The organism is Emticicia fontis (genome assembly GCF_054779675.1).
On record NZ_BAAGXU010000012.1, the window covers coordinates 64436 to 78902 of the forward strand.

8 protein-coding genes are annotated in these 14467 nt (G+C 39.4%); all 8 read right to left on the reverse strand.

Annotated elements, in window-relative coordinates; translation table 11 throughout:
* Positions 1-23: 23 nt before the first annotated feature.
* The 8 genes from ACYVFA_RS07685 to ACYVFA_RS07720 all read right to left on the reverse strand — a co-directional run bounded on the left by ACYVFA_RS07685 (position 24) and on the right by ACYVFA_RS07720 (position 14447).
* Positions 24-2285, reverse strand: a complete 2262-nt coding sequence (locus ACYVFA_RS07685) for an alpha-L-rhamnosidase-related protein (protein WP_460471229.1) — start codon at positions 2283-2285, stop codon at positions 24-26.
* 53 nt (positions 2286-2338) lie between these two features.
* Entirely contained in the window at positions 2339-3664 is a 1326-nt protein-coding gene (locus ACYVFA_RS07690; protein ID WP_460471230.1) for a Gfo/Idh/MocA family protein, read from the reverse strand.
* A gap of 20 nt (positions 3665-3684) precedes the next feature.
* Positions 3685-5238 (reverse strand): hypothetical protein, encoded by a 1554-nt coding sequence (locus ACYVFA_RS07695; RefSeq protein ID WP_460471231.1) that lies wholly within the window; start codon positions 5236-5238, stop codon positions 3685-3687.
* 37 nt (positions 5239-5275) lie between these two features.
* Entirely contained in the window at positions 5276-7288 is a 2013-nt protein-coding gene (locus ACYVFA_RS07700; protein WP_460471232.1) for an NPCBM/NEW2 domain-containing protein, read from the reverse strand.
* 16 nt (positions 7289-7304) lie between these two features.
* Entirely contained in the window at positions 7305-9305 is a 2001-nt protein-coding gene (locus ACYVFA_RS07705; protein ID WP_460471233.1) for an NPCBM/NEW2 domain-containing protein, read from the reverse strand.
* A 25-nt stretch (positions 9306-9330) separates the two neighbouring features.
* Positions 9331-11037 carry a hypothetical protein gene (locus ACYVFA_RS07710; RefSeq protein ID WP_460471234.1) on the reverse strand — a complete coding sequence of 569 codons (1707 nt, stop codon included), beginning with the start codon at positions 11035-11037 and terminating at the stop codon, positions 9331-9333.
* 42 nt (positions 11038-11079) lie between these two features.
* A complete protein-coding gene (locus tag ACYVFA_RS07715) occupies positions 11080-12447 on the reverse strand; it encodes a 3-keto-disaccharide hydrolase (protein WP_460471235.1) in 1368 nt (455 codons plus the stop codon).
* Between the two features lie 140 nt (positions 12448-12587).
* The gene (locus tag ACYVFA_RS07720) at positions 12588-14447 is read right to left on the reverse strand and encodes a RagB/SusD family nutrient uptake outer membrane protein (protein ID WP_460471236.1); all 1860 of its coding nucleotides are present in this window, start codon (positions 14445-14447) and stop codon (positions 12588-12590) included.
* Between the last annotated feature and the right edge of the window lie 20 nt (positions 14448-14467).

Sequence of the window (14467 nt, forward strand, 5' to 3'; positions counted from 1 at the left end):
ATTGCATTTTATAATCAATTTTACTAATTCAATACGAATATATACTTACCCGGTTTTGCCTCAGGTAATAAATAGTAGCCGTCTTGCACTTTAATATTGCTGCGTTGCCCATTGATAGTAAGATTGGTGCTTTTATAATCAGCAGGCATATAGATATTAGCACTCGTACCCCCCGGAACAACAACTTCCATCGTTGCAGAGGTATTGCCTTTGTTAAAAGAAACCGAAACTGCACCTTTAATAGTCGGGGTTTTAAGGTTGGCAAAAGCCAGTTTACCTGGCTGTGGTTTAATCTGAAAAGTCTCAAAGCCGGGACTGATGGGCTCTACACCCATTAATTTCCGGACAATAATATTAGCGGGTACTGAGCCCCAGGCATGATTCCAGTCAAGATTGGGCTTATAGACCTTATCCCATGCTTCCAGGGATATAGTTGAGCCAATACGAATCATATTATACCAACTCCTTTGAGCAGTTGATGAGAGCAATTCAAGTGCATAATCAGCTTCTCCTGCTTCATATAAGGCATCCATCAGAAACTGAGAGCCATAGACACTACAAGCCATTTTTCTGCTTTTGATAAACTCAACCACTTTGTTTACATCTTTTTTGGGAATCAACCCAAATGCCAGCGCAAACATATTAGCGTGTAAAGAAGAATGGCTGGTACTATCTCCATCTTTAATTAAACCCGTTTGAGCATCCTGAAATATTTGAAGAAAGGAGTTTTTAACCTCTTTAGCTTTGTTCTCATATTCTATCGCATCTTCTTTTTTTTCTAAAATCTGAGCTATTTTTTGCAGAAAAACAAGGTTTCGATAATAATAAGCATTGATAACTGCATTATAAGTATTGAATACAAAACCATCGGTTTCGCCCTTATATTCTTTTTCATTACCTATGAAATCTCCGGTTTGAGGCCAATCAACATTATCATGTAAACCCCGTCTATTATCGAAAGTTTTGGTGATATAGATAGTCTTTAAAAACTCATCGGTTTGCTTATTGGTACGGGTACTGATTAAACCTCCTTTTCCCGCTAGTGGCATTAATGCTTTGTTTCGCAGGTGGGTGTAATAATTTTTCAGGAGGGTAGTATCACCTGTGTACTGATAGTCATTCCAGGCAATCAAAACATTCTGCAAACTCCATTCAGTCGGCCAGGTTGGGTGATAAATCAGGTAGTTCATCGAGCGTCGCCCGATGCTGTACTCGGCGTCTACTGCGTAATGAGACAACTGATTAATCAATGCATCGGCTTCGTAAGGAATCCTTTCCCTATCTCCATCAATATAGTAGCCTGTAAAGCTGGTGGCTTTCATCGAATATTTACATAAATCCCAGACCTGATTCAGAACAGTGTCGCTTGAGGCAAAACTGGAAGCCATTTCATCAAAAGGATAGAAAACAGCCTTTCGTTTGATAGATTGTTTATCAATGATGCCCTTGAAATTCTGAATACTTACATACCTGAAAGGGTAAACTTCACCAATATAATCGGGCATAAGTATCGGATTACGAGTATTACGTTTTTCATTGATTGGCCAATTGATCACATAATCATGAGTACCCGATTTAATAAAAAGAGGAAGTTTTAAATAACGGATATTGCGCCCGGCATTTTTATGAATATGAGCCGGACTCTCTAAGGCTTCACCTACTTCAATCCAGATAGAATCACTTTCAGGACTTGTCAGATGCAAGGTTAATTGCCCTAAAGCATCTTTCCCAAAATCCAGAAAGTGAGCATCTGACCCCGTTTTTATGATTTGAACAGGTTCCTGAATTTCAGCAGATAATGGTTGATGGGAAAAGGGTTCGGCTTCATTGGGTGTATCAAGATAAAAAGAGGAAGTTTTTGAAAAACCGGAAGTCCGACCCTTATCATCCCAGACCTGTACTTTCCAGTAATAAACTTTACCAGACGTTAAAGGCGTACCATTATATATTGCTTTGTTTTTAGTTGATTTAACTTTTTGTGTATTCCATAGGTCTGCTTTGTTCTGGTCTAATAACTGGGCATTGGAAGCGAATAAAATTCTATAAGCACTTACTGTTGCATTAGCCACTTCCCAACTAAAGTGCGGTTGCTTATTGCTGATATAGGCAAACTGGAATTGCTGCTTTTGATTAACAGCAGATTCAAGTGATTCACTGGTCGGAATCCCACTTTGATATACCTGATCAGTATTGAGTAATAAATCAGACCGTAATCGAAAAGGTACCTGGCTTTTTGCTTCAAAAAACAATACGATGAACAGTATGCCTGAAAGAATTTTATTCATAAAATTAAGATGGGTCGTAATCTGGATTTTACCCAGATTACGAATGCCCGAAATTATACCTTTGGAAAAACAAAGCCGTTATGGTAGGTCGGTTTTATTAATGAATTGGCTGTTTTGTTGTCAAATTTTCCTTTGGCTGCATCCCAATGAATTTTGTTTCCACTTCGGAGCGAGATATTACCCATATGAGCATTGAGTGCCACAGTTGCTCCGGCATGGATAGGGCAGGCTAGTTGGTCTAGTTTACCGTTTTTCATAACCGCAATAAAATTCTGTATATGTAAATCCATCCCAATATCTGATTTTTCAATGAGAGGCACTGCTTCCATTCTGAAACTTTGCCCTTCTCGTTCAGGTATTACTTCCCAGCCATTACGCGTTGCTATCAGCGTTCCTTTTGTACCAATAAAAGCTATACCGTGGTTTTTGCCATATTGTCCGGCTCCAGTACCCATATAGTGCTCCCAGGTATTAGTAAAACTACCAAAATCATAAGTGACATTGATATAATCAGGTGTTTCACGCGAATCATTTTGTAAGATTCTTTTTCCGCCTACAGACGAAACAGAGAGTGGTTCATTTACACCCATTCCCCAAAGAACAATGTCTATCAGATGCACGCCCCAGTCGCACATCAAACCTCCGGCATAATCCCAGAACCAACGAAATTCATAATGAAAATGATTGGCGTTGAATGGGCGTTTAGTCGCTGGGCCAAGCCACATATCATAATCGACTCCTGCTGGAACTGATGTATCAGGGAGGGTTGGTAAAGGCTGAGTGCTACGATACATCCAGGTTTTGGTATTGATAATTGTACCGAGTTTGCCAGATTTTACAAAGGCAACCGCATCTTGAAAATGCTTATTACTTCTTTGCCATTGATTTACCTGAACTACCTTGCCCGATGCTTCTACTGCACGAACCATAGCTTTGGCTTCACCAATAGAATTGGCAATTGGTTTTTCGACATATACGTGTTTTCCGGCTGAAAGAGTATCGGTTAATTGCAAGCAATGCCAATGGTCAGGAGTGGCTACTATTATAGCATCCAACTCTTTGTCTTCGAGCATTTTGCGATAATCTTTGTAAGTAGTCAGGTTCTGCACTCCGGCTTTGGTTAAATCTGCTTTGCGTTTGGCCAACTGGTCATCGTCTACATCGCAGATAGCTTTCAGGTTTACCTCATTAATCTTCAAAAAAGCACGGATATTATTAAAGCCTTGATTTTTGACCCCAATCAGACCTACATTGATTCTATCGCTGGGCGCAATCTTTTTTCTCATTGAAGCAAGCGCTTCTAATGGCAAAAATTCCATCAGACCTAAACCGCCGATGGCAGAAGCTGTGTTTTTGATAAAATTTCTACGAGAATTCATTTTTATCAGAGTATTTAAATTTATTGGTTAGGTGATATTTCAATTAAAGGTTTGTTACTATTCCAATTAGCCGGAATTTCATATACTACTTTATAGAAGTAAGGAATAGCATCAGAAATTGCATATTTATTACTGCCTTCTTTACTACTGATTCTTTCAATTTGAGCAGGTGTAAGAGAGGATTTAGTGTTTAGTTTTATACCTGCTAATTCCCATACCTGCTTTTCAAATACTTCTTTTTCAATCATTGGCGCATACACTAAAACCTCAAGTTTATAAGCAGAAGAGCTACCTGTGTAAATAAGTAGAGAAGATTGATTTACTTTTACATTCGTATTCCCATCACCCAGAATGGCTAGCCAGCCTATATCTCCATTACTGGCTTTCCAATGAATAGTGCCGATTTTAATTTGCTCCCAAACTCGTTTATTCCCCCATAAACCGCCCATCATCCAGTCTTTATTGAGGTAGATACTTACTTTTTTGATACTATCGCCTTTATAATTATTGGGCACATCAACAGTAATCAACTGAGGTTTTGAGAATGATTGTAGCGCTTTTAAATCGACTTTCGGAATCACTAAACCTACATTCAGAATAGTTGGGAGGTTACTCATTTCTCCATACTTAGGGTCTTTGGCAGGCGCTAAAGGTGCCTTTTTTTCGTCATCCAAAGCCAATGCAATCCAGATACCTGTGATGGCGAAATATTTGGTCATATCCATGCCATAAGCTCTGAAATAAGGGCCAGGCATATTTTTGAGATTGGGGTTGTAAGACTTAGCGATTTCATGCCAGAATTCTTTTTCAAGTGCTTTTCCCATTTCCTGAATCTCATTAGAGAAAGCCAATTCTCTCCACAAAGCAAGCCCGATGAGTGTTACCCCATAATAGGTAGGAGAATTATATTCGCTGAATGTTTTATGAGATTGATATAAATTGAAAACTTGTTTTGCTTTGACAATGCCAGCATTTTTGAGAGATCCAATGCCGAACCTTGTCCCCACATACTCCATCAGGAAGGCACTCATAATGGAAATATTGGTATAGTCAGCGCCAACATTTCTTTTAAATGCTCCTTTGGCTGCATGAATAAGACCTGTTTCTATGTCTTTAATCAATGATTGTGGAAGCAGAGGTTTGAATTTATGAAGAATGATTATCAGATCACAGCCAATAAATTCCCGCCAGTTTTGGTCAAATCTATCATTATCGACAGAGGTTTTCCAGATACCATACCATTTGTCGTTTTCATCCTGATACTGGTTTTTCAGAACCCATTTCAGAATAGTGATGGCTTTTTCTTTATCTCCTGCCGCATTTCTAAATAGTAAGGCTTGCGCTACTCTGGTTTTGGAACGTAAACTTACATCATTGGTTAAAGTATTTTCGGTTACAGTGCCCGCGGGTATCTCGCTTTCAAGAAAAGTGTCGAATAGCTTTTTTTGATAGGCAGAGAGCGTTTGATAAGTATATTTTTGGGTATAAACAGCATCGTTCGGTTGAGCTTTTATAGATAAAAAGCCCAACGTTCCGACTAGAATTACAAACCAACTGATAAATTTCTTTTGCATCTGACCTTGATTTAAGGTTAAGGAATTTCTACTTCTATTATTTAACTGGAAACACACGAAGTAAAACGACTCCATGATGTCGGATTTCGGTTTTGAATGATTTACCGAACACACCCAGGTCTTTTTGTCGCCATGTATCACGAAATTTGTATTTACCTTCCAATCCGATTTTATTGAAATCCAGAGTGAACTCCTTTGATTTTTCATTACCCCAATGGAAATAAGATTGAGGTGTTTTACCAAAATCGGCTGTATTAAATAACCCAATGGCCGAAGAGCCATCTTCCAACGGTTTCTGCCATACTTCAACACCATTTTCATTATAAAGCAATCTGCCTCCTTTTCCCAAAGGGTCTTGATTAATCTCTATCACTTCGTCATTAGAGAGCAGATTAATCGTAAAGGCATCTAATTGCTCAATTGGGCAGCCAATCAGCAGAGGTGCTGCTAATAAACTGAACATACTTACATGACTATACTGCTCATCGGCAGTGAGACGGGTGTCGTGCATCACAGGGCCAATGGAAACCTTACCAACAATCATCATATCAGGATCAGCCCAATGCCCAAGACCTGTGTAAGGGACCCATTTATCTAATGAAAAAGAAGTGAGGTAAAGGCTTGTCCAACTGTCTTTAATATCCGGTCCGGTGCGATACATATTTGAAGTACGAACCCAGTCATTCACTTTTTCAAAAGGAGCATTATTGGATAAACTAAAGACAACATCTCTCCCTGATTGCTTCAATGCTTTTTGCATCCTTTCGGCAGAGTTTACGTCTATCCGCCAGTCATATTTTAAAAAGTCCACGCCCCATTCTGCCATTTGTCTGGCATCTGCTTCTTCAAATCTATACTTGGCAATTCTGTTGAAGGCCCTTCTATTCACGATAATTGATTCATGTGTTTCACCTCCCTTTTCAAAATCAGAAGATGCCCCTGTATACCCCCCATAGCTCGAAATATAAGGTGTAGAATATAAACCCACTTTTAGTCCAAGCGAATGGATATAATCAAACATACCTTTAATGTCTGGAAATTTCTCATTAGGCTGAAGGGCATCATGCGCCCCTCCACGCTTCCCTTGCCAGGCATCATCAATATTGATATAAGTCCAGCCATGGTCTTTTAAGCCTGTTTTTACCATTGCCTCAGCTGAAGCGATTACTTTTTCTCTGTCAATATTCGCCTCCCAAGCGTTCCATCCGTTCCAGCCGATGGGTGGAGTTAAGGCAATGGTATCACCGATTTTGATAGTTAATTCCTTAGTCGCTTCACCAAGCGCGTTTCTGGCTTTAAGTGTTGTTTTATAGGTGCCTTTTTCGCCGATATTCCCTGTAATAATACCTGTTTTGCTATCTAATTTTAATCCTTTTGGCATATTAGCGGCTGAGAAGCTCATAGGTTTTTGCCCGGTGGCGGCAATAGTATATAAAAACGGATTCCCCGGTGTTGCTCCAAATAATTTTGCCGAATTGATTTTTGGCTTTGCAGAGGGCTTTGGAGTCAAAATATACTTCTTGTCTACATTTATTACATGTTCCGGTATGTTATCTGCAATCATTTCGATTTGTGCATCTATCCAATCGCAATAGGTTCTTTTATTGTTGATTCCGCCTACTTTATCCGTTACTAAAAGGCCTAATTGTTTGATGCCCGCTAAGTCTACTTCAACTTTTATAGCTTCATCACCGATCTTCATATCAGTTTTTTCAAACAATATTTTACCATCGCCTAATACATAAAAATTCAATGGGATATCTTTATTGCCTAAGTCATCAACACCAATTAATGCCGAGAAATGTTTGGCTTTCTCATTCAATAAAAAGGCTAATACGCAAGGAGATTGTGCTCCTAAACCTCTTTCAAACTTTTTACCGTTGATGCGTAAAGTATCTCCTGAATAATTTCTTTTCGCCTGAACAGGGCGTATGCCTTCAGAATATGTCTGGATTAACAAGTCATCTAACCACACCGCTCTTGTATTTTGAGCGGATGTAGTTAGTGACAGATATATAAAAATAGTGGTTAAGTGCTTATTTAATTTCATGATTACAATCTCTCTATTACTTTACAGGAAACATTCTTAACAATAAGACTCCGTGGTGTCTGATTTCCGTTGGAAAAGACTGACTGAAAATACCAATGTCTTTTTGCCGCCATACATCTCTCAATCTGAAATGGCCTTGTAAACCAACTTTGTTGAAATCAAACTTATAATTGATGGCTTTTTCATCACCCCAATGAAAATATGATTGTGGACTTTCGCCAAAGTGTGCAATATTGAAAATACCTACTGCATAAGAGCCGTCTTCTAAAGATTTCAGCCAGATTTGCACGCCATTTTCCTTTTTAACTAATCTGGCGGGTTTTCCCAATGGGTCTTGATTAATTTCGATTACCTCATCGTTGGTCAATAAATTCAAAGTAAAGGCATCCAACTGCTCAATGGGACAGCCGATGAGTAAAGGTGCTGATAGTAAACTGAAAAGGCTTACGTGACTGTATTGTTCGTCAGGCGTAAGTCGGGTAGGATGTAAGGTTGAACCTGTGGTAACGTTCCCTAAAATCATCATATCTGGGTCAAGCCAATGCCCACGACCACCAAAAGCTGCCCATTTATCTAAAGTGAACGCTGAATGATAAAGACTTAACCAACTGTCACGAATATCAGGGCCGGTTCGGAAAGTATTGGTTAGTCTTGCCCAATCTCTGGCATTAGAAAAAGGTGCAGAATTGGATATACTATAGATAATATCTCTGCCTGATGTTTTTAAAGCAACTGACATCCTTTCGGCAGAACTAACATCAATCCTCCAGTCATATTTCAGATAATCAATACCCCATGCGGCCATTTGTCTGGCATCGTTTTCTTCAAATCTGTATTTACCGATATAACGGAAAGCTCTTTTATTATTGATAATCGAATCCGTAATTCTGCCATCTTCAAAATCAGATGAGCCTCCTGTGTAGCCGGCATAACTTGTAATCATTGGCGTAGAGTATACACCTACCTTTAAGCCAAGGCCATGTATATAATCTATCATCTCTTTAAATTTTGAAAATTTTTCATTGGGCTGGATAGCCTTAAACTCACCACCTCGTTTCCCTTGCCAGGCATCATCTATATTGATATATGTCCACCCATGCTGATTCAAACCCATTTTTACCATCGCATCAGCCGAAGCTATTACTTTTTCCTGGTCAATGTTTCTGGCCCATGAATTCCATCCATTCCAGCCTATAGGAGGGGTTAAGGCAATGGTATCGCCAATAACAATTCTTAATTCTTTCTGTGCTTCGCCAAAAGCATTTTTCGCTTTTATAATGGTTTTATATGTGCCTTTTTTGTCAACTTTTCCCGAAATTATTCCGTTCTTTTCATTGACTGAAAGTCCATTGGGTAGGTTTGTAGCTGAAAATGAAATGGGTCTTTCTCCTGTGGCGGCAATTGTATAGAGAAATGAATTATCCTGTCTTGCGCCAAATATTTTTGCCGAATTGATCTTAGGTTTTTTATCTGGTAAGGGTGTTAATATATATTTTTCATCTTTATTTGGTAAAGTTTGCGGAAGTGTCTCATTCTTCATTATAATCTGAGCATTTGCCCAATTCGAATAAGTTTTATTCACACTCATATCAACTACGGCTAATAGCCCAAGTCGTTTAATACCACTTACATTTACCTTCACTGATTTAGACGCATCTCCCAGTTTCATTTCTCCACTTTCAAACAAAATCTTCTTATCACCAATTACATAAAATTTGTGTGATAAATCCTTTACTCCTCTATCATCTACCCCTACCATTGCTGAAAATTCAGTTGCATTACCATTCAGATAAAATGAGAGTACACTGGTAGAATTGACACCTACACCATGCACATAATACAACCCATTAATTTTTATCGAATCTCCCGCAGCATTGGTTTTAGGTAATACCGCAGGAATGCCTTCTGAAAATGATTTGATGGGTAAATCATCTAACCAAACACTTTTTGTACTTTGGGCAATGGCACTTGTGAATAGTAAAGTAAACACAAATAGCTTTGCTGCTATTTTCTTCATCTTAGGTTAAGTTTGGAAACAGATTTTAGGATAACAGAATGGTATGTTTAAAAGGGGTAAAGCCTGTGATATAGACAGTTGGAGCGTCTGATGCGGGTAAGGCGCCTCTTAACTGGATGTTTTTATGCTCGATTCTACCGGATGAAAACTGAATAATATCACCACCCAAAGCATACGAACCACTTTGTCCAGAGAAAAGAAAAGCTTTGGTATTAGTAGGATGATTGGTAACTCCTGCAAATGTACCTCCTGGTCTGAAAATCAATTCGAGTGAGACAGGTACGCCCTCGGTGCCTGTCATATTAATTTCTACTTCTATACCATTATTAGACTCCTGAATCTTTACTACGGTATCTAATTTCTGAATCTCGCTTTGCTTCCTGAGTGTTCGGGGCATTTTATCCAAATCACCATCAGGTGAGATTTTATCTTTATCCAATGGCTGGTAATATGGTCCTTCCAGATGATTTTTTAAAACCCAGGTATTTCCTTCTTTTTCTATTTTTTCTGATTGAAACTGACCTTTACCGAAGAATGATGCCGCAACACGCATGGCTTGCAAAACGGCATTGCCTTTATGAAAAGTAAGCCAGCCGGGATTGTTTGATAAGATGGTAGAATCCCAATTGCCTCTTCTGATTCTGACTACACCAGAATATGGAAAGGCTTTGGCATAGCTGGTTGGCAGGGGTTTATCAGCCGGTAGTTCTTTCCATAAAGATGGGTCTTCCAGGAAATAATCCAGATAGCTCGCTAATTCATTTTTGGTACTCGTCTTTTCAATTTGTCGGCTCATGGCTGCCATTTCGCCATTGTTTTTTTGAATGGCCATGAAGCGATAACAATAGTAATATTTATACATATTGCCAATCGTGCCTTTATCCTGGCGATTAGAGGCCTCAGTCACCACCTCACCGTTCGGATGAACATAGTAAAGTGTCATCTCTAAATTTTTTAGAACAGCATCTAATAATTCAGGTTTGTTGAGGCCTCTCGCCATGATTATCAAGGAGCGGTTGACGATTGGGGAATAACTATTCGTGCTTTTTTCGGTATACTGCCCGTCCGGATCAAGATCAATATGTTCGGCCAACCATTGGTCGATGCGGGCAATATATCGTTTGTCAGGAAATAACTCATTTAATTTGGTGAGTGCTGCGGATACTACCCAACGATGGTTAGGGGTATGGATACCTCCGACAATTAACCCCTCACCCGCATTTTTTAGAAAAATTTGTAATGAATTCAATGCTTTCTCAGAACCTTTGGTTTGAGATTGCTTAAGGAATTTATAGGCTGGAACTATATTCTCCAGGATAAAGGCTGTATCTGGTGTTGAGTGGAAATTGGTTGCTAATAAATCAATCGTGCCATCTGAATGTTGGAATTTGAGCATGGCATTAGCTGCTTCTTCCACTTCTCGTAATACTTCTTTTGACTGATAATAGGTCGATTCAGGACAGGACATCAACATACAGGCTTCCATAATAAAACCAGCGGTTGTATGCGGATTTGGTATTTCTACATGATCTGTATACCCTCCAAAATATTTGCTTTTAGCATCAGTTACTTTAAGCGATTTAAAATTGGGGAAATTCTGGTCATGTATTTTTATCCATTCCAACAGCCAGCTCGGTTTGCTCTCGATTCTTGTAGGGTGAGCGTTAATTGTTAAAAAAGGTACTGAACAAACCGAAAGAAAACCTGTATGTACAAATGTCCGTCTATTCATGAGTTGGGTTAATTTTTAGGGGTTTGTTGATGGAGTGTCAACTTATAATTCTCTTATTTTTATACTTCTGAAATGTACTTCATCACCGTGATCCTGGAATAAAATATGTCCGGCATGAGCCAGGGCAAAATTGGGATAAGTAACGTATTTACTCTTAGCTACCAGATTGCGGAATATCTGTGAATAACGGTCATATTCTACCATTTTCAGGTTATTAAGCCAATGCTCTACGTGGCCGTTTTTAGAGACAATTCTCAATTTATTCCATTTTCCCGGCCCATTGATTCTTTTGTCGCTACTTCCTTCTGAAAGGTTTTCAGATGTGATTAAATCATATAAAGAAGCGGTGGTTCTGTTTCCATTTACCCCTGCTTTAGCATCAGGATGAACCTTATCATCTAATAACTGAAATTCAGGACCAGCGCCTGTGCCTTCTTTTTTCTTGGGGTCGTCTACAACAAAGTATTTTATACCACTATTGGCCCCTGTAGTCAGTTTAAAATCTAATTCCAATTCAAAATCTGAAAACTCCTGAACTGTCTCTATATCGCCACCTTTGCGAACACTGTCTTTTTTAGAGCCCAGTACTTTCAATACCCCATCTTCTATCGCCCAGCCAGCTTTCGGGAAAGAATTGCCATTGGCTAGTTTCCAACCTGCTGATGTCTTGCCATCCCATAGTAATCTCCAACCTTTTCTGATTTCATTTTCAGTGAGTTGGTTATGCAGATAACTTATTTCTGGTGCCGCTTCAGTTTTCCAGACTACGTCTTTTAGGTTTTCAGTAGCAATTCTGATATTTCTCCATTGTACTGTCAAGCCTTCCTGTGCTGGGGTTTTGATTTTATGAACCTGTAAAGCAATCAGTCCTTTGGCTGTTTGGGAGTCAAACAGATTTGCACAAGGGATACCATTAATCCAGGTTCTGATATTATTACCGATAGCCTCAATATGGTATTGATTCCATTGTCCATTTCTGAAAGCTTTTCGTCCTTGTGGATTAACTGAAAGTGGGTACAACCAGTTATTTCTGGACTCGTCAAATATACCTCCACTCCAGGCACGGTCGCCCGGGTCTATTTCTACCTGATAGCCATGTACCTTCCCATCCATTATTTTAGGGTCACTAATGCTACGAATCTGAATACCGGAGTTTAAACCTAACTCAGCTTTTACTTCTAATTCTAATACAAAATCGCCATATACAGCCTCTGTGCAAATAAATGAATTAGGCGTATTTAGTCTTGAAACACCAATAATTGTTTTGTTTTCAATTTTATACTCGGCAGTTCCATTGCATTTGGTCCACCCTTTCAAATCTGTTCCATTAAAAAGGTCTTTCCATTGGGCTTGTGAGTTGAAATTTAAGAGTAGCATTCCGAAGAATGCTACTTTACTTAATTGAATCATAGTGGTTAGGTTAAATAGATGAATCCCATCCTCGACCCTTCCGCATCAGCGGTCTGACCCAAAAGTGGGAAAGGGAGGGAAAGCCTCTCTCCTTACTGTTGGAGAGAGGGACGGTCGGCCGCTGCCATTGGGGTGTGGGGTTAATATCCAGGATTTTGTGTCATCTTAGGGAAAGAAAGGTCAATTTCAGATTGAGGAATCGGTCTTAGATTGTGCTTGTCTGTGATTGACTGTCCTTTTACCCAAGGATTATATTTTTTTATACGTTCAACTAATTTACCTGTTCTTTTCAAGTCAAACCAACGACCATATTCGCCCATCAATTCACGGCCTCTTTCATCCAGAATCAAATCGATGCTTATAGTGGCAGCAGTGGCACGATATGAAATAGCATCAAGCGATTTCTGGTCTTCAGGAGTTGCGGCACGTTTGGGCTCTGTACCTTGTTTAGCGCCCAAAGCGCGGTCAAGGACTTTGTTGTAATAAATTTCTGCTGTACCTAACTTCCCGCCCTTAGCACCTTTTACGATAGCTTCAGCAGCAATCAGGTAAGCCTCGGCTGATCTGAAAACAGCTTCATTAAATGTACCATAAGCATCTCCATAAGGAATACCTGGTTGCCAGAATTTCCACATCATAGGCCCTTGTACATTCAAACCTGAATTATCTATCGGATATCCTCCCCCATATTCGTAAGTATTTACCACAGCATAATTTTTAGTACCTCCTAAATCAACACCTCTTTCTGCTAAAGTAGTGGTAGGGTTGTTCCAAGGACGGTTCACTAAAACAGTATCACCTACGTTAAAATTGATTTTCAGATTTGGATTGCTTTGTGGCAGGGGTTTATAGTCTTTTACTGCCGAAAGAGCGTAACCAACGCTTACGAAATTATGCGCATAACGGGTATCAATATCGGGATCGAACATACGATAGGTAGCAGCATTGATTTGATGAATACCTGTACCACGATTATAATCACTTGTGCGACCTTTGCTGCCAATGAAACCCTCACCGCTTGGTCCGAATTTAGAATGCAGGTCATTTCCACCAGCCGCATCCTGTGTAAATGCCGGGTCAGTTTTATTCGTCAATACATCGCCATTGTATTGAACTGAAAAAATAATCTCAGCATTTTTATCGTTCTGGGCTCCTGTGTATTGTGTCAATGGATTATCCGAGCGTTTCGGGAATAAATCCTTATAGCTGGCTGCTAATGGATACGTATCAATAATTTTGTCGGCATATTGCAATGCTGCATCAAAGTCAGCGCTTGTACCACCCAAAGCATTGTTGAAGTTCCAACCTCTGGTTAGATAAACTCTTGCTAACAAGAATTGAGCCGCTCCCTTGGTAGCACGTCCATAGTTTGAAGCAACTGCAGGTAATTTAGCTTCACAATCAAGCAAATCGGCAATGATTTGTTTATAAACTTCGGCAGATGCTACTCTTGGGAAATTTTTCTGTGGCGTAGTGATTTCAGCTAAAGGCATCGGAATATCACCCCAGTTCTGTACTGCGTAAAAGAAACACAAGGCTCTTAAAAACTTGGCTTCTGCAACTCTGGTGTCTTTCAAGGCAGCAGCCATTGTTGTAATACCATCGGCACGGCTGATAGCAGTATTTGTACGAGCAATTTCGGCATATAGCATAGCCCAAAGACTTTGGAGTTCGGGCAATGTGGCATTGAAACGATTATCATATACATCATATAAGCTTGTTGGGGTTTCTTTGCCATTCACTGCCGAAGGATTCCAGCCACTTTGTGAAGAGAAGAGGTCAGTACCATTCAGCCCCAATACTCTGTTCTGGTGAATATTTCTTAGTAAAGGATAACAAGCTCTTATCAAATCTTCAAAACCTGCTTCCGTTTTATAATAAACGTCTGTGGTAAGGGTCGATTTAGGCTTTTCGTCCAGAAAAGAATCTTTACAACTCATCGAAACAAGTAATAAACCTGCGACAAGCAAAAATTTAGTTTTTGAATATATAGCGTTCATTGTAGTTCGAATAAAAAAGA